Here is a 26135-nt window from a genome sequence, read left to right as displayed (position 1 = left end):
GCCCATGGTCGCCCTCGACTCCGGGAAGCACACCGTCGTACCCGCCCCGTCGCCCCGCACCGCGCGCCGCCCCCGGCGCCGTCAGCGGCACGTGGGCTGGGTCTTCGCGGGCCCCGCCGCCGCGCTGTTCGCCCTCTTCTTCGCCTATCCGCTCGGCGCGAGCCTGCTCCAGTCGTTCACCGCGGAGGACGCGGGCTCGCTGCGCTGGGTGGGCCTCGACCAGTACCAACGGCTCCTGCACGACCCGGCGTTCGCCGACGCGCTGGTCAACACCGGTCTCATCCTCGTCATGCAGGTCCCGGTCATGGTGGGTCTCGCGCTGCTCCTCGCGGCCCTGCTCAACCAGTCGTGGCTGCGTTTCCGCGGCACCTGGCGCGCCGTGCACTTCCTGCCCGCGGTGACCACGCTCGTCGCCTACGCCGTGGTCTTCCAGGTGCTCCTCAAGACCGACAACGGCCTGGTCAACCAGATGCTCGGTGCCGTCGGCCTGAGCCCGATCGACTGGCTCAACGACCCGACCTGGGCGCGCGTCTCCCTGATCCTCACGCTCACCTGGCGCTGGACCGGCTACAACGCCGTCATCCTGCTCGCCGGGCTCCAGTCCATCGGCAAGGAGCAGTACGAGGCCGCCGCGCTCGACGGGGCTTCGACCTTCACCACGTACACCCGGGTGATCCTGCCGCAGCTGCGGCCCGTGGTCCTGTTCTGCGTCATCACCTCCACCATCGGCACGCTCCAGCTCTTCGACGAGAACTACGTGCTCACCCGGGGCGGCCCCGACGACGCGACCCTCACGCCCGTCGTCTACCTCTACAAGGTCGGCTTCCAGCAGTTCGACTTCGGTTACGCCGCCGCCATCGCCTGGGTGGTGGTCGCGCTGATCGCCGCGATCTCCGCCGCCCAGTACTTCGCCTTCGGACGGGAGCGCCGCCGGTGACCCGCAGCCCAGGATCCTTCGTCGGCCGCCTCTTCGTCCGGGCCCTGCTCCTCGTCGGCGCGGTGGTCAGCCTCGTGCCGTTCCTGTGGATGGCGATCGCCGCCACCCACTCCTCCGCCGACCTCTTCCACTCGCCGCCGCCGTTCCTGCCCGGCGGGCGGCTCCTGGACAACCTCTCGCGACTCCAGGAGACCATCGGCTTCGGCCGGGTCATGGTCAACAGTGTCGGCATCGCCGTCGTACAGACCGTGCTCAGCTCGCTCGTCTCCGCGATGTGCGGCTACGGCCTCGCCAAGTACCGCTTCCGGGGGCGCGGCCTGGTGCTCGCCGCCGTGCTCGCGACGATGATGATCCCCTTCCAGGTGCTGCTCGTGCCGCTCTTCCAGATGATGGCGAGCGTCGGCTGGATCGACTCCTACCAGGCGGTGATCCTGCCGTTCCTGGCCAACTCCTTCGGGATCCTGCTGATGCGCCAGGGCTTCGTCGGCTTCCCCGACGAGCTCATCGAGTCGGCCCGCGTGGACGGCTGCGGAGAGCTGCGCACCTTCTACCGCGTCGTGCTGCCGTGCGTGCGCCCGCAGCTCGGCGCCCTGGTGATCTTCACGTTCATGGCGGCCTGGAACAGCTTCATCTGGCCCCTTCTGATGCTCAACAGCGAGGACAAATACACCGTGCCCGTCGCCCTCAACACCCTCACCGGTCTCTCCCGCGTCGACTATTCCGGCCTGATGCTCGGCTCGCTGCTCGCGACACTGCCGCTGATGGCGCTGTTCCTGCTCTTCCAGCGGCAGTTCGTGGCGGGGCTGCTGGGCGGGGCGGTGAAGGGATGAGCGAGCACCTGACGTCCGTGCCCGGACTGCTCTACGGCGGGGACTACAACCCCGAGCAGTGGCCCGAGGAGGTCTGGGAACAGGACGTGAAGCTGATGCGGGAGGCCGGGGTCACCATGGTCACCGTCGGCGTCTTCTCCTGGGCGGGTCTCCAACCCGGGCCCGACAGCTGGGACTTCGGCTGGCTCGACCGGCTCATGGACCTGCTGCACGCCCACGGCATCGCCGTCGACCTGGCGACCGCCACCGCGTCGCCGCCCGCCTGGCTGGTGCGCGCCCACCCCGAGATCCTACCGGTCACCGCCGACGGCGTGCGGCTCGAATTCGGTTCGCGGCAGCACTACTGCCCCTCCTCCGAGGCGTACGGGCAGGCCGCGGTGCGCCTGACGCGCAAGCTCGCCGAGCGCTACGCACGCCATCCGGCGCTCGCCCTGTGGCACATCCACAACGAGTACGGCGACCACGTCACCGAGTGCTTCTGCCCGCGCTCAGCTGCGCACTTCCGCACCTGGCTGCGCGAGAAGTACGGCACCGTCGACGCCCTCAACCACGCCTGGGGCACGGCCTTCTGGTCCCAGCGCTACGGCACGTACGACGAGATCGAACCGCCGCGCGCCGCGCCGGGCCCCGTCAATCCGACCCAGCTCCTTGACTGGCGGCGCTTCTGCTCCGACGCACTGCTGGCCCTGCACCGCGCCGAGCGGGACGTCCTCGCCGCGACGAGCCCGGACGTCCCCGCCACCACCAACTTCATGTCGATGATGAGGGAACTCGACTACTGGCGGTGGGCCGAGCACGAGGACCTCGTCTCCGACGACGCCTACCCCGACCCCGCGGACCCGCGCGCCCACGTCAACGCGTCGCTCAACTACGACCTGATGCGCTCCCTCAAGCGCGGCAGGCCCTGGCTCCTCATGGAACAGGCCCCGTCCGCGGTGAGCTGGCGCCCCGTCAACGTCCCCAAGAAGCCGGGACTGCAACGCCTGTGGTCGCTCCAGGCGGTGGCCAGGGGCGCCGACGGCGTCATGTACTTCCAGTGGCGTGCCTCGCGCGCGGGCGCCGAGAAGTACCACAGCGCCCTGCTCCCGCACCGGGGCACGGCGTCGCGCGGCTGGCGCGAGACCGTCCGCTTCGGCGCCGAACTGGCCGGGCTCGCCGAGGTCGCGGGCAGCCGCGTCACCGCGTCCGTGGCGATCGTCCTGGACTGGGACTCCTGGTGGGCCCTCGAAGGCGCCGACCACCCCTCGGCCCTGATGCGCTGGCCCGACCTGCTGCGCCCCTGGTACGCGGCACTGCACACCCGCGGCGTCACCGTCGACTTCGTGCCCCCGCACGCCGACCTCACCGCCTACCGGGCCGTGCTCGCGCCGAACCTGCATCTGCTGCGCACCGCCGACGCCCGGCGCCTCACGTCGTACGTCCGCGAGGGCGGCCACCTCGTCGTCGGCCCGTTCAGCGGCGTCGTCGACGAGCACGACCACCTCCACGACGGGGGCGCGCCCGGGCCGCTGCGGGAGGTGCTCGGGGTGTCCGTCGACGAGTTCTGGCCGGTGCCCGACGCCGATGCGGTGTCGCTCGCGTCCGGCGCCAGGGCCACCGTCTGGAGCGAGTGGATCGAGACGGACGGCGCCGAGACGACCGACACCTACGCCGCGGGCCCCCTCACCGGGCAGCCCGCCGTCACCCGGCACGTCCACGGCTCGGGCGTCGCCCGGTATCTGAGCTGTCATCTCCCCGACCACATCGGGGACGTGCTCGGCCAAGCGCTCGCCGAGGCGGGCGTCACCGCGTGCGCGCCGGTCCCCGAGGGCGTCGAGGCCACCGTGCGCACCGGCGCCGACGCCTCGTACCTCTTCCTCCTCAACCACACGGACCGCCCCGTCACAGTCGACGCCGACGACGGCACGGATCTGCTGACCGGTGCACCGATTCACGGCACCGTACGTCTCGCTCCGCTCGGTGCGGCCGTCGTCCGCACCCTCAACTCCCCTGGAGATATGCCCTCGTGACCAGACCCCGCACGGCCCGCACCGCCCTTCTGGCAGCTCTGCTCCTCGCGGGCAGCGCCACCCTGGCCGCACCGCCGGCCGGCGCGACCACCCCTGCCCACGACTACGCCGACGTCCTCGATCTGCACGGCACCCCCGCCGCCGCGCTGCCCGGTGACGCCGACGACGTCAACCGCGTCAACGTCTTCGCCGACCGGGGCGCCTGGCACGCGTACGCGCTCCCCGAGGCCGGTGACCGGGCCGCCTACGGCGGGTTCAGCGGACCCCTCTACATCGCCCAGGAGTACCCGTGGTGGCTGAGCAAGTCGTTCAGCCGCATCCGGCTCACCGAGGGCGGTCGCACCCTCGACCTCGCCGCCGGTGGTGCCCCGCGCCTCACCTCGCACCCCGGCAGGCTCGTCCAGTCCTACGACCTGGGGCGCGGCCTGCGCCTCACGCTGACGCTGCGCTTCGCCACCGACCGTAGCGCCCTGGTCCGCGCCGAGGTCCGCAACACCGGGACCGGGCGGCGCACCCTGGGCGCCGACTGGACCGGCAGCCTGCTGCGGCCCGCCGAAGCGCCGATGCGGGACGCCCCGCAGCTCAGGGCGACCGCCTCCGGCGTCGGCGTCGCCTTCGCGAAGGTCCGCGAGACCTGGGACTACCTCACCGACGGCACCGAACGCTTCGAGGTCACCCACAAGGACCCCGTGCGCACCACGGTCGACGGCGACTCCTACCGCACCGAGACCACCGCGCCCGTCTCTCTCGCACCGGGCGCCGCCCACCGCTTCGACTGGACCGAGTCGTACACGTTCACCGAGGCGGAGCGCGCCCGTGAGGCGCGGCGGACCCGGGCGGTCCTCGCCCACCCGCACACGTATGTCTCGGCCGCCGATGCCCGCTGGCGCGGCTACGTCGCCGGTGTGACCCGCGGCGTGCCCGCGGACCGGCGCCGTACCGCCGTGAAGTCCCTGGAGACGCTCGTCACCAACTGGCGTTCCGCAGCGGGGCAGTTGAAGCACGACGGCATCACGCCGTCCATCTCGTACAAGTGGTTCACCGGCGGTCTGTGGTCCTGGGACACTTGGAAGCAGGCCGTGGGCACCGCCCGCTTCGACGCGCGGCTCGCCCAGACGCAGATCCGGTCGATGTTCGACCGGCAGATCACCGCGGACTCCACGACACGGCCGCAGGACGCGGGGATGATCCCCGACGCCCTCTTCTACAACGATCCCGAGCGCGGTGGCGGCAACTGGAACGAGCGCAACTCCAAGCCACCGCTCGCGAGTTGGTCGGTGTGGGAGGTCTACCGCAAGAGCGGGGACCGCGCCTTCCTGCGCGAGCTGTATCCGAAGCTCGCGGCCTATCAGGGCTGGTGGTACCGGAACCGCGATCACGACCGCGACGGCCTCGCCGAGTACGGCGCCACCGTCGACCCGGCCAACGACTCCGCGGAGCAGCGCCGGCTCGCCGCCGCCTGGGAGAGCGGCATGGACAACGCTCCCCGTTTCGACGCCGATCTCGGCACCTCGGTCGTCGCCAACCACGCCCCCGACGGCGCCCTCGTCGGCTACTCGCTCAATCAGGAATCCGTCGATCTGAACGCCTATCTCGCCCAGGACCAGGGCTACTTGGCGCGCATCGCAGAGGCCATCGGCAAGCATGCCGACGCGGCTCGCTGGCAGCGCAAGGCCGATGCCACCCATGCCGCCGTGCGGGCGAAGATGTACGACCCGCGCGACGGCTGGTTCCACGACGTCGACCTCACCACCGGCGCCCGGCTGACCGCGCGCGGCCGCGGCATCGAGGGCGCGGTGCCGCTGTGGACGGGCACCGCCTCGCGCGAGCAGGCGCGCGCGGTGCGGGCCGAGCTGACCGACCCGGCCGAGTTCGCGACGCCGATGCCGTTTCCGACCGTCGCCGCGTCGTCCCCGTACTTCGCGCCGACCCGGTACTGGCGCGGCCCCGTCTGGCTCGACCAGGCGTACTTCGCCCTCGAAGGGCTGCGCCGCTACGGCTACGGCCAGGACGCCGACGCCCTCACGGACCGCCTCCTGGCCAAGGCATCGGGCCTGACGGGAAAGGCCCCGGTCATGGAGAACTACAACCCCCTGACCGGAGCCCCTCTCAACTCACCGAACTTCAGCTGGTCGGCGGCGCTGCTCCTGCCGCTGCTCGGCCGACGGTGAGACGCTCACCTTCAGGCCGTGGCGCCGCAGTCACCTGCGGCGCACCGGTCGAGCCAGGCGTCGAAGTCGGCGTCGTAGCGGTTGCCGATGGTGCTGGTGAGCAGGGTGCGCGCGGCGTCCCACTCACCGGCGCGGTAGTGGCCGAGGAGCGTGGTCACGTCCTGCGGGTGGGACTGGAGCAGATAGCGGACCGCGAGGTAGCCCCACGGGTAGGTGCGGGTGGTGTTGGTGTTCTCGTAGGTGGTGTCGAAGAGCGTGCTGAGCTTGTACGTCTTCTTTCCCGCCTCGGCGATGGCGTTGTCGTAGGTGACGCCCCGGTACGAGTAGGAGATGTACTCGGCGAAGCCCTCGACCCACATCACTGTCGGCGTCTTCTGCCCTTCCGCGAAGTCGCCGTACATGTTGAAGCGGCCGTCGAGGTAGTGCGTGTACTCGTGGTTGAGGTTCCAGATCTGGAAGGAGCCGTCCTGCTTGGGCTGCTCGTAGGCGATGAAGCGCGGCAGGTTGCCCTCCTGCGCGGGGTCGCCCTCCAGGTACATGCCGCCGTTGTTGGTGTCGATGCCGAACACGACCCCGGCGTAGGTCTGGTAGTCGTCGCTGGAGTTGAAGGCGACCACTTCGAGCTGGGTGTTCTTGTCGTCCTTGACCGGCCCGTCGTCCTTGACCACGTTGTGGAAGAAGGCGTCCTGCTTGGCGAGGCTGTCGCAGGAGGCGGCCAGCTGCTCGGCGGTGATCTCCTGTGCGGCGATCTTCAGGCTGTCGCTGCAGGTGTGCTTGACGGTGAGCACCGCGTCGCGCACGCGGTTGGCCAGGTCACAGGTGCCGTACTCGGCACAGTTCGCCTTGTCGTAGGCGTCCGTCATCTCGGCCACGCCGACCCAGAGGCGGGCGGTGCGGCCGGTCATCTGGCTGCGGCCGAGGAGCTCCTTGGCCAGCGGGCCGACCGCGGACCTGAGGTCCGCGTACTGGAGGAAGCGGCCGAGTTCGCGCCCGGCGTTGTAGACGAGGTAGGACCGGTCGGTGCCGAGCAGGTCGTCGTGCTTGACGGCGAAGTCCCGCAGGATCGTGAGGTTGCTCCGGTCGGCCTTGACGGCGGCGAGGAACGCCGGGACCTGGTGGCCGCGGAAGTAGACCGTGAAGGTGCTGTTGACCGCGGCGACCATGCCCCAGAACTCGTCGTACGAGGCGTCGTAGTCGGTCAGCAGGCGCTTGGTCACGCTCAGGTAGCGGTCGTTCTCCTGGGCGCTGTCGATCAGGATGACGGCCTCGTTCAGGGTGTTGCCGTTGGCCTCGGTGACGTCGAAGGCGTGGGAGGAGGCGTAGAAGGCGTCGAGACCGCCCTGGACGGCGCTCTTCAGCGCGGGTCCGTAGTCGCCGACGTTCTCGGGGTCGCCCCACTGCACGTAGTACCCGGCGCGCAGGTAGAGGACCACCTGTTCGGCCGACGTGCTGTTGTCACCGGGGTAGTTGGCCGCCGTGTCGCGCAGCGCGTTCGCCGCGGTGACCATCTGCTCCTCGCGGAACAGGGCCTTGGCGTCCGGGCCCGTCACGGAGAACAGCGTGTTGACGCAGGTGACGTCCACGCTCTTGATCTGCTGGACCAGGGCGGCACCGGTCTTCGACGTGAAGTCGGAGACGCGGCACTCGGCGGCCTTGACCTTGCCCGCGCCCTTGCGGGCCTTGTCGGGAGCGGCCTGCAGCGGCGGGCGGTTCGCCACGTCCTTGTCGGGCTCGGCCCGGCGCTCCGCCTTGGCGGTGGCCGGAGTGGGAGTGGCGGGCATCGGCGCGGGGTCCGGGCCCGGCTTGCCCTCGGCGGCCTTCGCGGGCCGCGCTCCGGGAGCGGCACCGGTCGCCGCCGCCGGGCTCGCGGGGGCCAGCAGGGCCAGGCCCAGGCAGGCGATCAGGGCGGTCACCAGGAATCTGGCTCGTTCTCTCAGTGCGGAGGATCTTGGTATCAAGGCGGCCTCCAGGCCGGTCGCTGCCGCGCGAGGGCGCGGCAATGGGGGGAAACGGGCCATGGCGGATGGGTGGCGGCGCCACCCATGTCATGCACACGTTCGATGTGTGACATGTACCATTGCACACGTCACATGGCTTGAACAGGCTCCGGAAATAAGGGAGTTGAGATTTTCCGTTCAGCCGCGGTTCAGCCGCAGGTCAGCCGCTGCTCGGTGGGTCGGGGGACGGGCGACCGGTGACGGGGCGACGCGGAGGCGCATGCCCAACTCGCGCGCAAAACATCCCAATAAGAGCGATAAAGTGTCACGTCAACCCTCGTCCCCCTGTGACACCCAGGAGAACATCTGTGACCGTAGCCATCGCCCCGACCGAGGAAGCCACCGCCCCCACCGAGGAGGCCGCCGCCCCGGCCGAGGAGGCCGTCGCCCCGGCCGCCGGGACGGCGGAACTGGTGGCCGAGGACGCCCGCGTCTTCGGGGCCTACGCGCGGACCGGCGGCTGGACCTTCGCCCTCAAGGTGGCGCGCAGCGTGCGCCCCGGCGGGCAGAGCTCCGGCGAGACGCCGAAGGTCTCGGCCAAGGAGTTCAGCGAGCTCGCGGGATGCTCGGCCGACCGCGTCATGCGCTACTACAAGGCCTGGGACAAGGCCGCCGACGACGGTCTCGTACCTCACTTCGAGGTCCTGGAGCCCGGTCAGGACATCGAACTCCCGGACTCCGACGTCTGGTTGTCGTACTACACCTCCCGCTCCAGCGCGAGCACCCCGCGCGGCGAGGCGATCTCGGAGGCCGCGGAGGCCGAGGGCATCCGCCCCACCAAGGCCCTCGAGGTCGCCGAGAACCCGACCGCGCTGCGCGCCGCGATCCTCGCCGACCCCGGCACCGCCGAGGCCGCGCGCAAGGCGCTGATGGACCGCATCGAGGAGGACCCGGCGCTCCGCACCGAGCTGGTCCGCGACATCGTGCGCACCGACGACCTCAAGAAGGCCGTGAGTGCCGAGGCGAAGGCGGGCGACCGCGTCGACTACGTCCGCCAGATCGTGGAGAAGGGCCAGGTCAAGACGCCCGCGGGGCAGATGATCGACGCGTCGCCCGAGCTGCGCGAGGAGGCCGAGCGGCACCTGTCGCTCATCGACGAGCTCGACGACGGCGAGGAGTCGGGCGAGTGGGCCCGCGAGGCGTACGACACGGTCCGTGACCTGGTCGCCCAGACCGTCCAGAGCGACCCGCAGCTGCGGGTGCAGGAGCGGCGCGCCAAGTTCTACAGCAGCCTGCAGAAGGCGACGAAGGTCTTCGAGGAGCTGACCTTCGACGACGTCGAGGACATCGACGACATCTACGAGGACGACATGGTCAAGCGCCTCGAGGACCTCCAGCAGGCGATCAGCGCGTGCATCACCGCGCTCCAGACGGCCACCGAGTCGCCCCGTACGACCCAAGGTTGATCACGGCCTCGTCCGTAGCACTCGAGTCGTACGCGATGACCCGTACCGGGAGGGATTCGCCGCACCGGGCCCAGCTCGTAGCTTCTTGATCACGTCATCGGGACGACACGATCGAGAGGCTTCCGGTACATGTACGTGAAGGCATTCGCACCCGAGTACCAGGGCGAGTTGGGCGCGGAGCTGAGTGTGAACTCCTCCTACGAGGACGTCCTCGACAAGGCGGGCCGCGCGCTCGACCGTGCGGGCGGCGCGGCCGAACGGGCCCGCGCCGCCCTCGCGGTGGCCGAGGCGAACCGGCGGCTCGGCCGGGTGGACGACGCGGGCGCGGCCTGGCGGCAGAGCTACCGCAGCGCGCGGACCGCGGGGGACGCGGGGGCCATGTCCTGGGCCCTGTGGAGCGGCGGCACCCTCGCCCGGCAGTGCGGTGCGCTGCCGCTCGCCCGGCGGCTGCTCACCCACTCCGTGGAGCTGGCCGAGGGCAGCGGCGACCGGCTGGCGCACGGCTACGCGCTCGCGGGCCTCGCGGAGACCGGGCGCATCCAGGGCGACTACGCCGCCGTCGCCGCGCTCCACGAGGAGTTGCTCGCACAGGGGCGTGCGCACGGCGAAGCCAGACACATGGTCTGGGCGATGACCGGCATAGCGCAGATGCACCGCAACACCGGCGACCACGCCAAGGCCCTCGAACTGTTCGAGGAGTCCGTGCGGATCGCCACCGACGCGGACGACGCGCGGGGGCGTGCCTGGTCGCTGCGGGGCGTGGCCGACGTCCTCTCCCTGCGCGGCGAACCGGACCGCGCCCTCGCTTTGCTCTCCGAGGCCGAAGAGGTCTGCCGCGCCATGGATCTGGCGAGCGCGCTCGCCTACAACCACAAGATGCGCGGCAACGTCCTCTACCGCGCCGGGCGTTGGGCGGCGGCCCGCGAGATCTACGGCGTGGCCCTCGCGGAGTTCACGGACATGCGCGAACCGCGCGGCGCCGCGCTCTCCCGGCTCGGGCTCGTCAAGTGTCGCGCGCGGCTCGGCCATGACCACGAAGCCACGCTCGCCGAACTTGCCGTCCTGGAGGCCGACTTCACGCGCATGGGGCTGCGGCACGCCCGCGACATGGTCGTCGCCTTCCGTGCCGAGACGACGGAGCCCGCCCTCAGCGCGTGAGCGATCGGCTCGTATGCGATCAGCGCGTGTGCGATCAGCGCGCGAGCGTGATGCGGATGCCCACCGTGCCGTCGAGGCCGCGGCGGATCCTGCTGCCAAGGAGCGTGAAGAAGCCGACCACGGTGTACTTGCGGGTGATGAGCGTGCGGTAGCGCGCGGTCACCTCCTGTGGGACGACCTCGGCGGTGGCAGGGACCTGCTCCCCCGTCGGATTGCCGCGCAGATCGCAGGGGCCCACCATGACGTCGGCGCGGCGCTTGATCCGCTTGACCTTCCACGAGTCCGCGACCGTCCAGATGCCGAGCGCGTCACCGTCCCTGACGACCCAGACCGGGCTCGGCACCAGGGTGCCGTCCTTCCGGTAGCTGCTGACCAGCAGGTACTTTCCGGCGCTGAGCCGGGTCACCAGTTCGTCGTCCATGCGGGGAGTCTAGGCGTCAGGCCTCAGGCGCCACGGCCTACGCCCTGCCGCCACCTCGTAACCATTTATATTAGTTACATGGAACCGCCCGCGTCCCCCGGCATCCCGATGCGCTCCTTCAGCGGATCGACCTACCGGTTCGACCCGGGCGCGCTCTGTCTCGAGCTGCTGACCACCGGGGGCCCCGGCGAGTTCCGGCGGTTCGAGGTGCTGCACGCGCCCGACGACCTGGTGGCCTGGGCGGAGCGCTCGCGGCTGACGCCGACGCCCGCGCTGCGGGTCGCCGAGGCCGAGGTGGCCGACGCGCGGCGGCTGCGCGACGCGCTGTTCCGGGTGACCACGGCCCGCGCCCTCGACGAGCCCGCGCCCTCCGAAGACGTCGCCGTCCTCAACGAGGCGGCCGCCCGCCCGCCGCTGACGCCCGTCATCGGCCCCGACGGCGCACGCGGCTGGGCCGGGACCGCCGACGGCACCCGGCTCCTCGCCACCGTCGCCCATGACGCCGTGGAGCTCCTCACCGGCCCGTACGCGCACCGGATCCGGATGTGCGCCGCCGACAACTGCGCCCTGCTGTACGTCGACACCTCGCGCCCCGGCCGCCGCCGCTGGTGCTCGATGGAGCACTGCGGCAACCGCCACAAGGTCCGCACCCTGCGGGCGCGACGCTCCGCGGAGGGGTGAGGGCCGCGCTCGCATGGCATGACCGCGCCGTCCGGGGTACGCATGAGGGGAAGGTCGTACTCCGAACGGAACCAGGTGATCCCCGTGCCCAGGGCTCAGATCAAGGACGAGAAGACCTACCAGGCGCTGCGCCGCGAGGGCGCGAGCAAGGAGAAGGCGGCCCGCATCGCCAACGACTCCGGCGGTTCGGCCTCCGCCACCGGCCGCAAGGGCGGCAAGGCGGGCACGTACGAGGACCGCTCCAAGGAGGACCTGTACCGCGAGGCCAAGAAGGTCGGCATCGAGGGCCGCTCCAAGATGAGCAAGCCCGAGCTGATCGACGCGCTGCGCCACCACTGACCGGCGGGCCGCCGACGTCCGGGGTCCCTCCGCGGAGCACACCGGTACCTTCGAGTGTTTCCTTGAAGCGCCGCACGTACTCCGGAGGGGCCGCCGATGAGCCGTCAGGAAGACCCTGACCAGGACGTCACGGGCCTGCGCCCGGTCGATCTGGCGCGGGCCGCGGGCATCTCGACCCAGCAGATCCGCAACTACGCCGACGCCGGGATCCTGCCGCCCGCGCCCCGCTCCCCCGCCGGGTACCGCAGGTTCGACGCTCTGCACCGGCAGGCCCTGCTGACCTACCGTGCGCTGATCCGCGGCTACGGGCCCGGCCCCGCGCAAGGGATCATGCGGGCCGTGCACGCGGGCGAGGTACCGCAGGCACTCGCCCTCGTCGACTCCTGCCACGCCGAGCTGCACGCGCAGCGCGTCGCCCTGCGGACCACGGGTGAGGCCCTGGCGGCCGTCGCGGCGGAGGACCCCGGCGCACCCGCACCGCCCCGCTCACGGCTGCGCATCGGAGAGGTCGCCGCGCATCTGGGCCTGCGCACCTCGGCCCTGCGCGTGTGGGAGGCGGCCGGTCTCCTGACGCCGAGCCGCGATCCGGTCACGCACTACCGCTCGTACCTGCCCGCCGATGTCCGTGACGCACGCGTGATCCACATGCTCCGGCAGAGCCACTACCCGCTGCCGCAGATCCGCCCGGTCCTCGACGACCTGCGCCACAGCGGCGGCGTCGAGGCGCTCCGCGCGGCCGTGGCCCGCCGCGCGGAGGCGCTGGACCAGCGCACGCGGGCGATGCTGGAGGGGGCGGGCAGGCTGCATCAGTACCTCACGGACGCGCCCACTCCCCTGGTCAGCTCCAGCTGACCGTCCTCGAGGTTCCACTTGCCCTTCTGGTAGGCGTGGTTGCTCACCCAGAACACCATGATCCTGTCGCGGCGGAACTCCGCGACCGTCGCCAGGGACCAGTCGTCGCCCCCGTCGGGTTCAAGCACCCGCACCTGCGGGGCGAACAGCTTCCGCTTCGCGGCCTCGGACAGGACGGCCCGTCGGGCGCCCACGGGTGGTCCATCGGGCGTCCCTGCGCGCGGCCGTTCCTGTCGTACGCGACGGCTACCCGCGCACGGTCCCAGGAGGGCAGCACATAGCCGGTGCGGGTCATCCCCGCCGGTCGCCTCGCGGTGCGGCCCGCGCCCCGGCGTCGGCCCCGCCCGCGGCTCCCCGTCGTCGGCGTCGCCGCGGCCTTCGCCGTGCTCGTCGGCGCGGGCGCGGCGACGCTCGGCACGACGGCCGTGGAGGAGGAGCGGACGCCGGTGTCCGTGCAGGCACGGCCCTGACCTGCGCTCCCGCGCTCCTACGCCCGGTCCGCCTCACGCGGTCCGTAGAGCGCGCACTCCGCGCCCGACAGGAGCGCCCAGTAGCGGTCGCCGTACGACCAGTGCCACCACTCGGTGGGGTAGTTGACCAGGCCCACCTCGGTCAGTGCGGCGCCGAGGACCTCGCGGTGGGCCCGCGCCTCGGGGCTGATGTTGCCCGCGGCGGTGTAGCAGGCGCCCTCGCTCTCCTCCGGGTCGGCGTTCATCCGGGTGCCCAGGTCGAGTTCGCGCCCCTCGGCGTCGGCGAGCGTCAGGTCCACGGCGGCTCCCGCGCTGTGCGGGGCGATGTCGGGCGGGGAGACGTAGCGGCTCGCCGCCGCGTGGATCTCCTCGGCGGGCCAGTGGGGGTGGAGGGCCCGGAGCTGCTCCACGTACTCCTCGAAGTACGCGCGTTGCAGCGAAGGCGGCCGGTAGCCCTCCACGAAGAGCAGCCGCAGGCCGTCGGGGAGCAGGGTGTCCGCTCGTTCCAGGCGTCGCACCACGCCCTCGCGCAGCAGCGCGAACGCGGCCTCGGGGCCTGCCTGTTCGCGTGCGTCGACCAGCAGCGAACTGTCTTCGCGTACGTCGAGGAGACGCTCCCCGCCCTCGCGTACGGGGACGGCGGCGACCCTCGGGTCCGCCATCAGGACGATGTCACTCGTGTTCATGTTCGTGTGGGTGCTCATGGAAAGATCATCCCTGTGGCGGGCGGTCCTCGGGACCCGGGCGCGTCAACGCGGGGAATGGGTGCGACGGCGGCCCGCTGCGGCCGACTCAGGGGCCCGCGTCCTCCAGGGCTTCGGCGAGCGCGGTGGCGAAGCGGGCGTGTTGCCGTGCGCTGGGCGGCAGTTCGGGGTTCCACGGCAGCGTCCGGAGGCCCGTGCCCAGCGCGTCGCCGAGCGGGACGGCGTTGGAGCGCACGTCGGCCAGGACCAGGTCGGGTTCGAGGGCGGCCGCCTCGGCCCAGGTGGTCGTGGACCAGTTGGCGCCCTGCCCGGGAGGGGGGTCGACGAGGCCGACGCCGAGTCCGGCGAGCGCGGCCAGGTCGGGCCAGGCGTACGGCCGCGCCAGGTGCACGGAGTCGGGACCCGCCGGGGAGAGCGCGAGCACGCGCGGCCGCACGTGCCCGCTCGCGGCCGCGGTCAACCGCCGCTCGGCGGAGGCGAGTTCGGCGTCCGCCTCGGGCTGTGCGGGAGCGCCGAGGCTCTGCGCGAGGGCTGTCAGGCGCTCCCTGATGCCGGCGAGGCTGCGCCCGTGTCCGACGTCGAGCACGACGACCGGCACCTGTTCCTCCAGGTGCTTGGCGGCCTCAGGGTCGATGCCGTAGACCTGCCCGCCGCCGTAGCTGACCGCGACGACGAGGTCGGGCCCCGCGGCGATGAGGGCGTCCAGGTCCAGTGCGGAACCGGCGCCGAAGTAGCCGATGCCGTCCAGCGGGAGGCCGCCCGCCTTGGCGGGATCCGGTACGGCGGGGTCGTCGTGCGCGGAGCCGAAGACACCCGCCGGGCGTATGCCGTGGTCGTACAGGGCCGCGCCCGTGGGTAGGTAGGCCACCGGCCTCGTCGGGCGCGCCGCGGCCCTCACCAGGTGATCCCGGTCGTCGGTGAACTCCCAGTACCGGCCCGTGTCGTGTGCCATGGTGTCCGACTCCTCCTGCTCCCGCTGCTCCCGCGCCGCGGCCTGCCCCGCCGCGGCCGTACCGGTGCTACCTGCCCTGGCGCGCGCCCCGGTACACGAGAGCGCTACCGGCCCGTGCCCCGGAAGCGGTTGATGGCGGGCTCGTGGCGGGCCCGCGTCTCCCGGTCCTCGACGCCGAGGTTCTCCTGGGGCGCGAGACACAGGACGCCCACCTTGCCGCTGTGCCGGTTGCGGTGGACCTCGCGCACGGCCTCTCCCGTCGAGGCCAGCGGGAAGACCTCGGAGAGGGTGGGGTGGATCTTGCCCTTGGCGATCAGGCGGTTGGCCTCCCACGCCTCGCGGTAGTTGGCGAAGTGGGAGCCGATGATGCGCTTGAGGGACATCCACAGATAGCGGTTGTCGTACTCGTGGTGGTAGCCCGACGTGGACGCGCAGGTGACGATGGCGCCGCCCTTGCGCGTGACGTACACCGAAGCGCCGAACGTCTCGCGGCCCGGGTGCTCGAAGACGATGTCCACGTCCTCGCCGCCGGTCAGTTCACGGATGCGCTTGCCGAAGCGCTTCCACTCGCGCGGATCCTGGGTGCGCTCGTCCTTCCAGAACTTGTAGCCCTCGGCGCTGCGGTCGATGATCGCCTCGGCGCCCATCGCCCGGCAGATGTCCGCCTTCTGGTCGCTGGAGACGACACAGATCGGGTTGGCGCCGCCCGCGAGCGCGAACTGCGTGGCGTACGAGCCGAGTCCACCGCTCGCGCCCCAGATCAGCACGTTGTCGCCCTGCTTCATCCCCGCGCCGTTGCGCGACACCAGCTGGCGGTACGCGGTGGAGTTCACCAGGCCCGAGCAGGCGGCCTCCTCCCAGGTCAGGTGGCGCGGCTTGGGCATCAGCTGGTTGGACTTGACCAGGGCGAGTTCGGCGAGGCCGCCGAAGTTCGTCTCGAAGCCCCAGATGCGCTGCTCGGGGTCGAGCATCGTGTCGTCGTGGCCCTCCGCGCTCTCCAGTTCCACCGACAGACAGTGGGCCACCACCCGGTCACCCGGCTTCCAGCGGCGCACGCCGGGGCCGGTGCGCAGCACCACGCCCGACAGGTCGGAACCGAGCACGTGGTAGGGCAGGTTGTGCCGCTCCCCCTCGGGCCGTGACTGCCCATAGCGCTCCAGGAAGGTGAAGGTGGGCAGCGGTTCGAAGAGGGAACTCCACACCGTGTTGTAGTTGACGGCACTCGCCATCACGGCGATCAGCGCCTCCCCGGGCCCCGGGGCCGGTGTCGGCACGGACTCGATGTGCAGGGATTTGCGGGGGTCCTTGTCCTGGCTCGCGAGGCCTTCGAACATTCCGACCTCCTCTTTGAGGACGACCGCTCCGCGATAGGACTCGGGCACGGCGAGCGCGGCGAAATCCTCGGTGCGGGCGTCTTCGGAGAGCGCGGCACTGACAATGGCTTCCACAGGGGCCCCTATTCCGGCGTGGCGACAGATGACGACAGATGACGGCAATGGACGAGAAGTGGCGACGGGCGACAGCCACGTCGACTGTACGAAGGGGTGAACCCCTGTCAGAACCCCTAACCCTGAGTGCGCCGCAGGCATGTCGGACCTGCCGGATGCCCCGTGAGCACAGGGGTCGGCGAAGGCCCGATAGGGGTTCAGTGGGCCTCTTTCATCCGCCTACCGTGGTGGCGCCATGTGTGCGTGGCCGTAGAGGAAATCACCGGGCAGTGAGGCGGAGGCGCTCCGCAGGGTGCGGGGAACTCCGGTGAGGAGCTGAGGAATGCACGAAGCAGATCGGGCGAACGACTTGTGGGCACGGCGATTTCACCCCGTCGCCGATGCGGATTCCCGTGTGGTCTTCTTTCCGCACGCGGGCGGCTCCGCACCTTTCTTCCACCCCTTTTCGACGATGCTCGCCACCCGTGGCATCGACGTACTGAGCCTGCAATACCCCGGCAGACAGGAGCGGCGCGAGGAGCCCGCCGTCGATTCCCTTCCCGAGCTCGTGGACCGGATCTTCACGGCGCTGCGGATCTGGCAGGACCGGCCGCTGGTCCTGATGGGGCACAGCATGGGGGCGGTCCTCGCCCACGAGGTGGCGCGGAAGTTGGAGCAGTCGGCGCAGGGGGGTCCGCTGGGCCTGATCGTGTCCGGGCGCCGTGCGCCGTCGGTCTACCGGGAGGAGAACGCCCACAAGCTGGACGACGCCGCGTTCGTCGCCGAGATCCGCTCTCTCAGCGGCACGGCGGCGCCCCTGCTCGAGGACGCGGAACTGCTGCGCATGATCCTTCCCGCGCTGCGCGCCGACTACAAGGCCGTCGAGACCCATGTGCCCGATCCGCTGCCGTTGCTCCGCTGCCCGGTGGGCGTCGTCACCGGGGAATCGGACCCGCGCGTCTCCCCGGAGGAGGCCCGCGCCTGGGAGAAGCACACCACCTCCTCGCTGCACTACCGCAGCTTCACGGGCGGTCACTTCTTCCTCAACGACCACCGGTCTGCGGTGTGCGACACGATCGTGGAGTTCGTGGGCGCCTTCGGCAAGGAGGCCGCCGCCGCGCGCTGAGCGGCCCGGAAGGGGCCCGGACGAACGACTGCCGCGACACCGCCTGGATGACAGGCGGTGCCGCGGCTCGGTCGGTCGTCTGGAACCGGGGGAATCCTCAGGCGACCGAGTCGGTGACCCCCGCTCCCGTGGGGGCGTCGTCCTCGGAGTCCTTCGGCGGCACGGCGGCCGTGCGCGGCATGAAGGCGAGGGCGAGCAGGGCGGCGACCAGGCCGATGCCGGAGCACACGAACAGCAGCGTGTGCATCGCGTCGACGAAGGCCTCGCGGACCGCTGTGAGCATCGAAGCGTCGTGCATCTTCTCGGCGACGGCGACGCCGGTGGACACGCTGCGTCCGACCGCGTCCTCGATCTCCTGGGAGGTGTTCGGCAGGTCGAGGTTGCCCCGGTAGGAGGAGCTGGCGACGGAGCCGAGCACCGCCACGCCGATCGCGCCGCCGACCTGGCGCAGGGCCTGCACGACGGCGGAGCCGACACCGCTGCGCTCCTTGGAGAGCGTGTTGAGCGCCGCCGCCATGGCCCGGGTCATGGCGAGGCCGAGGCCCGCGCCCATGATCACGAGCCAGATCGCGACGTAGCCGTAGCCCGTCGACGCCTCGGTGTAGGTCCCCATGAACAGGCCGACGCTCACCAGGACGAAGCCGAGGGCGGGCACGGCGCGCGGGCCGAGCTGGGCGGGCATCTTGTTGATGACGCTGGCTCCGACGAGGAGACCGCCGATCATGGGAAGGAGCCGCAGACCGGTGCCCAGCGCGTCGGTGCCCTGCACGCCCTGGAAGTACTGCGGCAGCGCGAACATCAGGCCGAACATCGCGAAGCTGACGATGGTGCTGAGGATGGATCCCCAGACGAAGCCGCGGCCCTGGAAGAGCGTCAGGTCCACCAGCGGATCACGTCCTGCGGCGGTGACCCTGCGCTCCCACACCACGAACAGGACGAGGACGACCGCGCCGGCCACCAGGGAGATCGCCGTCTCGCTGCTGCCCCAGCCCTTCTCGCCCGCCTCGATGGCTCCGTACGTCAGGGCGGTCAGGCCGAGGCTGGAGATCACGACGCCCACCACGTCGATGCCGACGCGGTCCTTGCTGCGCGATTCGGGGACGAGCTTGATCACGGCGATGACGCCGAGGGCCACCAGCGGCACGTTGATGAGGAAGACGGAACCCCACCAGAAGTGATTCAGCAGCGCGCCGCCGATGATGGGTCCCAGCGGGAGGCCCAGCATCTGCGAGACCGCCACGACGCCGATCGCCTTGGTCCTTTCCGCCTCCGACTCGAAGATGTTCAGGAGTACGGAGGTGGAGAGCGGCACCAGGAACGCCGCGGCCAGGCCCAGTGTCGCGCGGGCGGCGATCAGCTGTCCGGCCGAACCCGAGTACGCGCACCACAGCGAGGCGCCGCCGAACAGCAGGAGGGAGACGACGAGGAGCTTCTTGCGTCCGAACTTGTCGCCCAACAGGCCCGCGGGGAGCAGCACCGCGGCCAGCACGAGGGTGAAGGCGTCGACGACCCATTGCAGTTCACTGGTGGAGGCGTTGAGATCAGCGCTGACCGTGGGCAGTGCGACATTGAGGATCGTCGCGTCCACACCCACCGTCAGCAGACTGACCCCAATAGCTGCCAGGGCCCACCACTTGCGGGTCTCCTGATTGCTCATAACGGCATCCCGTCCGATTCCTCATCCGAATTCCCTTGCTGGTCGGCGCGGTTGACGGCCTCCCAGCGCTTCCACATGGGCTCCGCCTCCGAGTGGAGCCAGGTGAACATGCGGTGCGCACCGCGCACCCGTGCCGCCCGTGCCTCTCCCTCGGGGAACAGGCGCAGCCCTTCGGCCGTGATGTCCACGAAGGACGTCATGCTCTCCAGGCGCCGCTTGAGCACGCCCGACCACGCGTCCTCGGTGATCCGGTAGTACGTGGCGCGCTCTCCGGTGCGGGTGACCGCCTCGACCATGCGCGCCTCGGTGAGCAGCCGCAGCGTGTTCGTCAGGGACGCGCGGCTTGCCTGGACCGCCGTGGCGATCTGTGCGGCGCTCTGTTCCGCGGGGTCGCACACCATGAGCCAGCCCATCGTCCGGCCCATGATCGGCGGCCATCCCGCCTGCTGCATGAACCAGGACGCCACTCGCTCGATCCAGGCCAGCACTTCTTCTTCCGGTCCCGAGTCCTGCTTCCGCGGCTCGGGTCCCGGCTCCTGGTCTGCTCTCGGCGACAAGGTGCAGCACCTCCTAGTACTTACAGCACGTTCTAGTTGTTTCAGTCATCACTGTAATCACGGAGCGCGCGGAAGGGAAGCGGAATGACGCGGCGAGTCGTCCCCGCCGCGTCAAAGTTCCGTCAATGCCGCTCAGGAGGCGGCGTTCACCACGGTCCGTGCCGCGTCCCGCTCCTCGTCGGTGAGCGTGGGCCCGTCCGGGAGACCCAGCTCCCCGGCCCGCGAGAGCGCCTGCTGCACCTCGGGGTCCTGGAGGGCGTCGGCGGCCCCCGACAGGGTGTTGACCTGCAACGCGGCGGCGCACACCAGGGGGTCGCCGAGCGCGGCCGCGCCGATCACGTCCGCCTGGCGGCGACGGTCGTCGGCGTGCCGGGTCAGCCGCGGGTCATCGGTCCTCGCGAACACGTCCGGGTAGCAGATGTCCTGCGACGTACCGAGCGACCAGGGAGTGTCCACCACCGCGCCGATCGCGCGCTGGGCCGCGCGCGCCGTGCCGGGGCGCAGACCGGAACCCCGGAGGGTGGCGTCGAGCGTGGCCGCGCTCAGTGCCGCGGCGCTCATGCCGTGGCCGTAGACGGGGTTGAAGGCGGCCACCGCGTCCCCGAGCACGACGAGGCCGTCGGGCCACTCGACGAGGCGGTCGTAGAACAGCCGCCGGTTCGCCGTGGAGCGCGACGCCTGGACCCCGGTCAGCGGCTCCGCGCGGTCGATCAGGTCGGCGATGAGCGGGTGGCGCAGGGTGCGCAGGTAGTCGGCGAACCCCTCCTCCGTGGTCGGCGGTTCGCCGCCACGGGTCCCGGACAGCGTCACCATCCAGCGGCCGTCCTCGATGGGCAGCAGGATGCCGTTGCGGCCCGGTACGCCCGCGCGGTGGTCGGCGTACACGCTGACGAGGGGGAACTTCTTCCTGGCCCCTTCGGGGGCGCGGAAGATCCGGGTGGCGTACGCCATCCCCGAGTCGATGACGTCCTCCTGGACCGGCGGAAGACCGAGCCCGGTGAGCCAGCGCTTCATCGGGGAACCGCGTCCCGTGGCGTCCACGACGACGTCCGCCTCGATCACCGACAGCGTGCCCTCCCGCCTCGGCTTGCAGGTCACACCGGTGACGGCGCGGGCGTCGCCGCGCAGCCCGAGGATGTCCATGTCGCCGAGCACGGTGACCTTGGGGTCGCGCGACGCCTGGTCCCGCACCGTCCAGTCGAGCAACGAACGACTGGCCGCGATCATGAACTGGGTCTCGGGGAAGCGCTGTTGCCAGCCGTACGCGGTCAGGGAGACGAGGTCCTCGGGCAGGCCGACGCGGTGGGCGCCCGCGTCCAGGAGGCGGTCCGTGGTGCCGGGCAGCAGGGTCTCGATCACCCGGGCGCCCCCGGACCACAGGACGTGGGTGTGGCGGGCCTGCGGCACCCCGCGGCGCGGGTCGGCGCCGTCGGGCAGCCGGTCGCGGTCGAGGACGGTGACGGCGTCCACGTGGCGTGCGAGCGCGGTGGCGGCGAGCATGCCCGCCATTCCCGCCCCCAGGACGACCGCCCGTGTCGTGTGGGACATGTTTGCTCTCACTTTCCTTTACGAGAGGGGGAGGTCGGCGATCGCTTCGGCCACCGCGCCCCACTGCGAGGCGAGGTAGAAGTGCTCGCCGGGGAAGCTGCGGAACGACACGCCGGCGGTGGTCTCCGCCTGCCAGCCGCGCGCTTCGCGCTCGCGCGCCCACGGGTCGCGGTCGCCGAGGAAGACACTGATCGGACAGCTCAGCGGTGGCCCCGGCTCGTACCGGAAGCCGTCCACCACCCGGTAGTCACCGCGCAGCACGGGCAGCACCATCTCCAGGACACCCGGGTCGGTCAGGAGCTGGGCCGACGTGCCGCTGAGGTAGCGCAGGTCGGCGGTGAGTTCGTCGTCGGTGCGCCGGTGCAGTTGCACGTCGCGGTAGAGGGCCGGGGCACCGCGCCCCGAGACGATCAGCGCCCTGGGGACGACGCCGTCGCCGTCGAGCCGACGCGCCACCTCCCAGGCGAGCAGGGCGCCCATGCTGTGCCCGAAGAGGACGAGCGGTGCGCCGGCCGCGTGCTTGAGCGCCTCGGCGATCCGGTCCGCGAGCACCGACAGGTCCTCGATCAACGGCTCGGCGCGCCGCTCCTGGCGGCCCGGGTACTGGACGGCGAGCACCTCCACGGGCGCTGCGGGCCGTGCGGCGAGCTCCCGGGCGAGCGGCTGGAAGTACGTCGCCGAGCCGCCCGCGTGCGGAAAGCAGATGAGCTGGGCCCGCTCGCCCGTCGGCCCCGCCGGGGTGTAGCGCGTGAGCCAGGGACCGGCCTCGTGGTGCCAGTCGGTCATGATGCCCCTCCTCGGGCGGGACGGCGCAGCCAGTCCTCGACGGCGCGTGCGGTGTGCGCCGCGTGGTCGCCCTCCAACATGGAGAAGTGATCGCCGGGCACCTCCTCGAGCGTGTGCTCCTGCTCCCAGGTCACCCGCCACCCGTCGCTCTCGGGCGCCGCGGCGCCGGGGCCGCCGACCGGTTCGGTGGCGCGTACGAGGAGGGTGGGGGCGGCGAGCCGCGGCACGGAGTAGTCGAAGCCCGCGTAGCGGGCGCGTGCGGTGATCCAGGCCTCTCCCCCGCCGTCGCCCGCCTGCTCGATGCGCTCCTTGCGGCCGAGCAGGGACGTCTGGACCGTCTCGCCCCACTCCTCGCCGAGGCCGTTGAGGCCGCCCCAGGTCGGGGTGTCGAGGAGGATCAGGGCCTCGGGACCGGCCTCCCTGCTCTCCAGATGCGCGGTCACCACGCTGGCGATCGAGCCGCCGCCGGAGTGGCCGAGGAGCGCGAACCGCCGCCCGTCCGCGGCCCGCAGAGCCGCGTCGCCGAGCGCCTCGGCCAGCGCGCCGACAGACGTCGGCAGCGGCTCGCCGGTGAGGAAGCCGGGCAGGCCGACCATCGCGGTGGCGCGGCTGCCGCGGAATCCGGTGGCCAGACGCGAGTACTGGTAGAAGTTCTGCTGCCACACGAAGGACGGGAAGCAGATCAGTACCGGTTCGTCCGCGCCGTCGCACAGCCAGACCGTGCGCGGCGCCCGGTCCAGCTCCGCGAGCGTGCTGAACCCCGGCCGGTAGTCGGCCAGTTCGGACATCAGCCGGTGCGCCTCCGCGGCCCTGCCCTCCTGGCAGGCGCGCACGAAGAGTCCGCCGAGTCCTTCGGCGCTCCCGTCGGACGGCGCGGCGTCCGTGCCCGGTTTGCCGAACTCGCGGGCCAGGAACTCGGCCAGGTGCTCGGCGGTGGGGTGGTCGAGGACGATGGTGCTCGGCAGGGTGAACCCCGTGGCGTCGCAGATCCGTACGGTGAATTCGACGGCCGACATGGAGTCGAAGCCCATGTCGGAGAAGTCCCGGCCGGGGGCGATCTCGTCCGCCGACGCGTGGCCGAGGACTCCGGCGACGTACTGGCGTATCAGCGCGAGCAGGGGACCGCGCCGCGCGTCCTCGTCGAGGCCGCGCATCCGTTCCCTGAGCGATTCCCCGGCCGCGTCCGGTTCCGCGCCGAGCGGCGCCGGTGCCGCGGCCCCGGCCGCCGGACTCCCTTGTGCGGGAGCGGTGTTGCGGGATCCGGCCAGGGCGGCGACGGCTCCCGAGGCCACCGGGTCGGCCACGTTCTCCAGCCAGAAGCGGCGGCGCTGGAAGGCGTACGTCGGCAGGTCGACGCGCTGGGCGCCGCTGCCGTCGAAGACCTTCTCCCAGTCGAGGGGCACGCCCTTGACGTGGGCCGTGGCGACGGCCGTGAGCGCACAGCGGACCTCGGGGCGGGACCTGCGCAGGGTGGGGACGAGGGCCACGTCGGCGGCGCGCCCGCCCAGGCAGTCCCTGGCCATGGCGGTGAGCACGGCGTCGGGGCCGAGTTCGACGAAGGCCGTCACGCCCGCGTCGGCCAGGGTGCGCACCCCGTCCAGGAAGCGCACGGCGCCGCGGACGTGCCGCACCCAGTACTCGGGATCGCAGATCTCCCGCGCCGCGAGCTGCAGTCCCGTGACGTTCGAGACGACGGGGAGTTGCGGAGGCGCGTACTCCAGGCGGCTCGCCACCGCACGGAAGTCGTCGACGATCGCCTCCATGCGTGGCGAGTGGAAGGCGTGGCTGACGCGCAGCCGCTTCGTCTTGCGGCCCTGATCGGCGAAGTGCGCGGCGATCTCGGCGACCGCCTCCTCGTCGCCCGAGACGACCGTGACCGCGGGGCCGTTGACGGCCGCGACGGACATCTCGGACGATCGCCCTTCGAGCAGCGGGGCGACCTCGGCCTCCGATGCCTGGAGTACGTGCATCGCGCCTCCGGAGGGCAGCCGCTGCATCAGGGTGCCCCGGGCCGCCACCAGTTCGGCCGCGTGTTCCAGGGAGAGCACGCCGGAGATGTGCGCGGCGGACAGCTCGCCCACCGAGTGGCCGATGAGGTAGCCGGGGCGCACCCCCCACGACTCCCACAGCCGGTGCAGCGCCACCTGGAGCGCGAACGTTCCCGTCTGGGTGAAGACCGTCTCGTCCAGGAGCGCCGCCTCGGGCGATCCTTCCTCGGCGAACACGACCTCGCGCAGCGGGCGTGGCAGATGACGGTCGAGTGGGGCGCAGGCGGCATCGAACGCCGCCGCGAACACCGGGAACGCCTCGTACAACTCCCGCCCCATGCCCGCCCGTTGGGCGCCCTGTCCGGTGAAGAGGAACGCCGTCTCGGCGCGCTGCGCGGCCGTGCCCTCCACCAGACCGGCCGCGGGTGCGCCCTCGGCCAGCGCGCGCAGGCCGTGCAGCGCCTCCGCGCGGTCCGCCGCGATCACGACGGCGCGCTCACCGAGCATCGCCCGCGTGGTGGCGAGGGAGTAACCGGCGTCCAGCGGCGAGAGGTCGGGCCGCTCGGCCAGCGCCCGCTCCAGGCGGGCGGCCTGGGCCCGCAGGGCCGGTACGGTCTTGGCGGCCACGGGCAGCAGGACCTCCGCGGGCCGCGGACCCACGGCCTCGGGGCGTTCGGCGGCCACCACCTCAGGTATCGCCTGTTCGACGATCACATGGGCGTTGGTGCCGCTGATGCCGAACGCGGAGATGCCGGCCCGCCGGGGGCGTCCGCCGGTCTCGGGCCACGGACGGGTCTCGGTCAGCAGTTCGACCGCGCCCGACGACCAGTCGACGTTCGGCGTGGGCTCGTCGACGTTCAGGGTCTTGGGCAACACGCCGTGCCGCAGCGCCTGCACGGTCTTGATCAGGCTCGCCATGCCCGCGGCCGTACCCGTGTGCCCGATGTTCGACTTGATGGAGCCGAGCCACAGCGGGGCGTCGGGGGCCCTGCCCTGACCGTAGGTGGCGAGCAGGGCCTGGGCCTCGATCGGGTCGCCGAGGGTGGTGCCGGTGCCGTGCGCCTCGACGGCGTCGACATCGGCCGATGTGAGGCCCGCGTTGTCCAGGGCGGCGCGGATCACCCGGCGCTGGGCGGGGCCGCTCGGCGCCGTCAGACCGTTGCTCGATCCGTCCTGGTTGAGGGCGGAGCCACGGATGACGGCGAGCACCTGGTGCCCGTTGCGCCGGGCGTCGGAGAGCCGCTCCACCACGACAGCGCCCGCGCCCTCGGCCCATGCCGTGCCGTCGGCGGCCGCGGCGAACGCCTTGACCCTGCCGTCCGACGCGAGCCCCCGTGTGCGGGTGAACTCCACGAAGAGCGCCGGGATCGGCATCACCGTGACGCCGCCGACCAACGCGAGCGGACAGTCACCCGCGCGCAGCGCGTGCGCCGCCTGGTGCAGCGCCACCAGCGAGGAGGAACACGCCGTGTCGATGGTGACGGCGGGGCCCTCAAGACCCAGCGTGTAGGAGATCCGGCCCGAGGCGACGCTCGTGACGTTGCCGGTCATCGAATAGCCCTGGATCTCCGCGGGCACGAACGGCACGTCGCTGGCGTACGCCGAGTAGGACGTGCCCACGAACACGCCCGTCCTGCTGCCCTTGAGCGACAGCGGGTCCATGCCCGCCCGCTCGAACGCCTCCCAGGCCGTCTCGAGCATCAGCCGCTGCTGCGGGTCCATCGGCAGCGCCTCGCGCGGGGCGATGCCGAAGAAGTCGGCGTCGAAGAGCGAGACCCCTTCCAGGAAGCCGCCCTCCGCGGTGCGCGGGGAGCCGTCCGCGCCGGTGCCGAGGACCGCGTCCAGATCCCAGCCCCGGTCCTCGGGGACGGGGATCATCATGTCCTTGCCCGCCGCGAGCAACTCCCACAGCTGTTCGGGGGAGTCGGCGCCGCCGGGGAAGCGGCAGGCCATGCCCACGATCGCGATCGGCTCGGTGGCCGCCGCGACGAGGTGCTGGTTGTGCTTGCGCAGCCGGTCCGCCTCGGTCAGGGCCGCGCGCAGCGCCTCGACGATCTGTTCCGTCGACCTGGCCATCACACGTTCTCCGTTTCTCTCTCGTCGGGTTCCATGGGAGGAC

The 26135-nt window shown here is 71.7% G+C and carries 22 protein-coding genes; 11 read left to right on the top strand and 11 right to left on the bottom strand.

The window, feature by feature from the left end; all coding sequences use genetic code 11:
- Positions 1-4: 4 nt before the first annotated feature.
- Genes KY5_RS39710 through KY5_RS39695 form a run of 4 tightly spaced genes read left to right on the top strand, consistent with a single transcriptional unit; the run spans position 5 to position 5947 of the window.
- On the top strand, positions 5-937 hold the full coding sequence (locus KY5_RS39710) for a carbohydrate ABC transporter permease (protein ID WP_098246730.1): 933 nt from the start codon (positions 5-7) through the stop codon (positions 935-937).
- Positions 934-1767, top strand: a complete 834-nt coding sequence (locus KY5_RS39705; protein ID WP_234363096.1) for a carbohydrate ABC transporter permease — start codon at positions 934-936, stop codon at positions 1765-1767. The genes KY5_RS39710 and KY5_RS39705 overlap by 4 nt, the downstream gene beginning before the upstream one ends.
- Positions 1764-3776, top strand: a complete 2013-nt coding sequence (locus tag KY5_RS39700; protein ID WP_098246729.1) for a beta-galactosidase — start codon at positions 1764-1766, stop codon at positions 3774-3776. Before KY5_RS39705 ends, KY5_RS39700 begins: the two co-directional genes overlap by 4 nt.
- Positions 3773-5947 (top strand): MGH1-like glycoside hydrolase domain-containing protein, encoded by a 2175-nt coding sequence (locus KY5_RS39695; protein WP_234363095.1) that lies wholly within the window; start codon positions 3773-3775, stop codon positions 5945-5947. The genes KY5_RS39700 and KY5_RS39695 overlap by 4 nt, the downstream gene beginning before the upstream one ends.
- 11 nt (positions 5948-5958) lie before the next feature.
- On the opposite strand, the gene KY5_RS39690 is transcribed toward KY5_RS39695, so the two are convergent.
- Positions 5959-7860, bottom strand: coding sequence for a collagenase (locus KY5_RS39690; RefSeq protein ID WP_324965828.1), 1902 nt, complete (start codon positions 7858-7860; stop codon positions 5959-5961).
- A 392-nt stretch (positions 7861-8252) separates the two neighbouring features.
- On the opposite strand from KY5_RS39690, the gene KY5_RS39685 reads away from it, so the two are divergent.
- Both KY5_RS39685 and KY5_RS39680 read left to right on the top strand, forming a co-directional pair.
- Positions 8253-9350, top strand: coding sequence for a hypothetical protein (locus tag KY5_RS39685; protein WP_199843457.1), 1098 nt, complete (start codon positions 8253-8255; stop codon positions 9348-9350).
- A gap of 129 nt (positions 9351-9479) precedes the next feature.
- Positions 9480-10508, top strand: coding sequence for a tetratricopeptide repeat protein (locus tag KY5_RS39680; protein WP_098246727.1), 1029 nt, complete (start codon positions 9480-9482; stop codon positions 10506-10508).
- A 34-nt stretch (positions 10509-10542) separates the two neighbouring features.
- Here KY5_RS39680 and KY5_RS39675 read toward each other — a convergent pair whose 3' ends face one another.
- A complete protein-coding gene (locus KY5_RS39675) occupies positions 10543-10929 on the bottom strand; it encodes a PPOX class F420-dependent oxidoreductase (protein ID WP_098246726.1) in 387 nt (128 codons plus the stop codon).
- Between the two features lie 78 nt (positions 10930-11007).
- Here KY5_RS39675 and KY5_RS39670 point away from each other — a divergent pair, with 78 nt between their 5' ends.
- The 3 genes from KY5_RS39670 to KY5_RS39660 all read left to right on the top strand — a co-directional run bounded on the left by KY5_RS39670 (position 11008) and on the right by KY5_RS39660 (position 12801).
- Positions 11008-11610 carry a CGNR zinc finger domain-containing protein gene (locus tag KY5_RS39670; RefSeq protein WP_098246725.1) on the top strand — a complete coding sequence of 201 codons (603 nt, stop codon included), beginning with the start codon at positions 11008-11010 and terminating at the stop codon, positions 11608-11610.
- Between the two features lie 84 nt (positions 11611-11694).
- Complete coding sequence (locus tag KY5_RS39665) at positions 11695-11949, top strand: DUF7218 family protein (RefSeq protein WP_199843455.1); 255 nt, start codon at positions 11695-11697, stop codon at positions 11947-11949.
- 96 nt (positions 11950-12045) lie between these two features.
- Positions 12046-12801: a MerR family transcriptional regulator gene (locus KY5_RS39660; protein ID WP_098246724.1), complete on the top strand. Its 756-nt coding sequence runs from the start codon at positions 12046-12048 to the stop codon at positions 12799-12801.
- Here the strand turns inward: KY5_RS39660 and KY5_RS42030 are convergent.
- The gene (locus KY5_RS42030; protein WP_159072719.1) at positions 12756-12995 is read right to left on the bottom strand and encodes a hypothetical protein; all 240 of its coding nucleotides are present in this window, start codon (positions 12993-12995) and stop codon (positions 12756-12758) included. The two genes, KY5_RS39660 and KY5_RS42030, sit on opposite strands and share 46 nt — an antisense overlap.
- Positions 12996-13085: 90 nt before the next feature.
- Between KY5_RS42030 and KY5_RS42025 the strand changes: the two genes are divergently transcribed.
- Positions 13086-13271, top strand: coding sequence for a hypothetical protein (locus KY5_RS42025; protein ID WP_159072718.1), 186 nt, complete (start codon positions 13086-13088; stop codon positions 13269-13271).
- A 17-nt stretch (positions 13272-13288) separates the two neighbouring features.
- On the opposite strand, the gene KY5_RS39650 is transcribed toward KY5_RS42025, so the two are convergent.
- From KY5_RS39650 to ccrA, 3 genes are all read right to left on the bottom strand, one after another.
- A complete protein-coding gene (locus tag KY5_RS39650) occupies positions 13289-13975 on the bottom strand; it encodes a M15 family metallopeptidase (protein ID WP_234363094.1) in 687 nt (228 codons plus the stop codon).
- An 88-nt stretch (positions 13976-14063) separates the two neighbouring features.
- Complete coding sequence (locus KY5_RS39645) at positions 14064-14927, bottom strand: ABC transporter substrate-binding protein (protein WP_098246723.1); 864 nt, start codon at positions 14925-14927, stop codon at positions 14064-14066.
- A gap of 104 nt (positions 14928-15031) precedes the next feature.
- Positions 15032-16375 carry a crotonyl-CoA carboxylase/reductase gene (gene ccrA / locus KY5_RS39640; RefSeq protein WP_234363093.1) on the bottom strand — a complete coding sequence of 448 codons (1344 nt, stop codon included), beginning with the start codon at positions 16373-16375 and terminating at the stop codon, positions 15032-15034.
- 322 nt (positions 16376-16697) lie between these two features.
- On the opposite strand from ccrA, the gene KY5_RS39635 reads away from it, so the two are divergent.
- Positions 16698-17480 (top strand): thioesterase II family protein, encoded by a 783-nt coding sequence (locus KY5_RS39635; RefSeq protein WP_098246721.1) that lies wholly within the window; start codon positions 16698-16700, stop codon positions 17478-17480.
- Between the two features lie 97 nt (positions 17481-17577).
- Here the strand turns inward: KY5_RS39635 and KY5_RS39630 are convergent, their stop codons facing one another.
- The 5 genes from KY5_RS39630 to KY5_RS39610 all read right to left on the bottom strand — a co-directional run bounded on the left by KY5_RS39630 (position 17578) and on the right by KY5_RS39610 (position 26092).
- Complete coding sequence (locus KY5_RS39630) at positions 17578-19137, bottom strand: MFS transporter (RefSeq protein WP_098246720.1); 1560 nt, start codon at positions 19135-19137, stop codon at positions 17578-17580.
- Positions 19134-19694: a GbsR/MarR family transcriptional regulator gene (locus KY5_RS42360; RefSeq protein ID WP_199843453.1), complete on the bottom strand. Its 561-nt coding sequence runs from the start codon at positions 19692-19694 to the stop codon at positions 19134-19136. The genes KY5_RS39630 and KY5_RS42360 overlap by 4 nt, the downstream gene beginning before the upstream one ends.
- Before the next feature lie 132 nt (positions 19695-19826).
- A complete protein-coding gene (locus KY5_RS39620; RefSeq protein ID WP_098246719.1) occupies positions 19827-21242 on the bottom strand; it encodes an NAD(P)/FAD-dependent oxidoreductase in 1416 nt (471 codons plus the stop codon).
- 18 nt (positions 21243-21260) lie between these two features.
- The gene (locus KY5_RS39615) at positions 21261-22028 is read right to left on the bottom strand and encodes a thioesterase II family protein (protein ID WP_098246718.1); all 768 of its coding nucleotides are present in this window, start codon (positions 22026-22028) and stop codon (positions 21261-21263) included.
- A complete protein-coding gene (locus KY5_RS39610; protein ID WP_098246717.1) occupies positions 22025-26092 on the bottom strand; it encodes a type I polyketide synthase in 4068 nt (1355 codons plus the stop codon). Before KY5_RS39610 ends, KY5_RS39615 begins: the two co-directional genes overlap by 4 nt.
- Between the last annotated feature and the right edge of the window lie 43 nt (positions 26093-26135).

This window comes from Streptomyces formicae (genome assembly GCF_002556545.1).
GTDB lineage: Bacteria > Actinomycetota > Actinomycetes > Streptomycetales > Streptomycetaceae > Streptomyces > Streptomyces formicae_A.
The sequence above is the reverse complement of the archived record's forward strand: the minus strand, read 5'-3'. Positions and strand labels throughout refer to the sequence as shown.

What these genes read in the sequence shown, in the direction of transcription:
- KY5_RS39710 (WP_098246730.1), top strand. Translation starts at nt 5, where the DNA reads ATGGTCGCCCTCGACTCCGGGAAGCACACCGTCGTACCCGCCCCGTCG.
- KY5_RS39700 (WP_098246729.1), top strand. Translation starts at nt 1,764, where the DNA reads ATGAGCGAGCACCTGACGTCCGTGCCCGGACTGCTCTACGGCGGGGAC.
- KY5_RS39680 (WP_098246727.1), top strand. Translation starts at nt 9,480, where the DNA reads ATGTACGTGAAGGCATTCGCACCCGAGTACCAGGGCGAGTTGGGCGCG.
- KY5_RS39675 (WP_098246726.1), bottom strand. Translation starts at nt 10,929, where the DNA reads ATGGACGACGAACTGGTGACCCGGCTCAGCGCCGGAAAGTACCTGCTG.
- KY5_RS39670 (WP_098246725.1), top strand. Translation starts at nt 11,008, where the DNA reads ATGGAACCGCCCGCGTCCCCCGGCATCCCGATGCGCTCCTTCAGCGGA.
- KY5_RS39660 (WP_098246724.1), top strand. Translation starts at nt 12,046, where the DNA reads ATGAGCCGTCAGGAAGACCCTGACCAGGACGTCACGGGCCTGCGCCCG.
- KY5_RS39650 (WP_234363094.1), bottom strand. Translation starts at nt 13,975, where the DNA reads ATGAGCACCCACACGAACATGAACACGAGTGACATCGTCCTGATGGCG.
- KY5_RS39645 (WP_098246723.1), bottom strand. Translation starts at nt 14,927, where the DNA reads ATGGCACACGACACGGGCCGGTACTGGGAGTTCACCGACGACCGGGAT.
- KY5_RS39635 (WP_098246721.1), top strand. Translation starts at nt 16,698, where the DNA reads ATGCACGAAGCAGATCGGGCGAACGACTTGTGGGCACGGCGATTTCAC.
- KY5_RS39630 (WP_098246720.1), bottom strand. Translation starts at nt 19,137, where the DNA reads ATGAGCAATCAGGAGACCCGCAAGTGGTGGGCCCTGGCAGCTATTGGG.
- KY5_RS39620 (WP_098246719.1), bottom strand. Translation starts at nt 21,242, where the DNA reads ATGTCCCACACGACACGGGCGGTCGTCCTGGGGGCGGGAATGGCGGGC.
- KY5_RS39615 (WP_098246718.1), bottom strand. Translation starts at nt 22,028, where the DNA reads ATGACCGACTGGCACCACGAGGCCGGTCCCTGGCTCACGCGCTACACC.
- KY5_RS39610 (WP_098246717.1), bottom strand. Translation starts at nt 26,092, where the DNA reads ATGGCCAGGTCGACGGAACAGATCGTCGAGGCGCTGCGCGCGGCCCTG.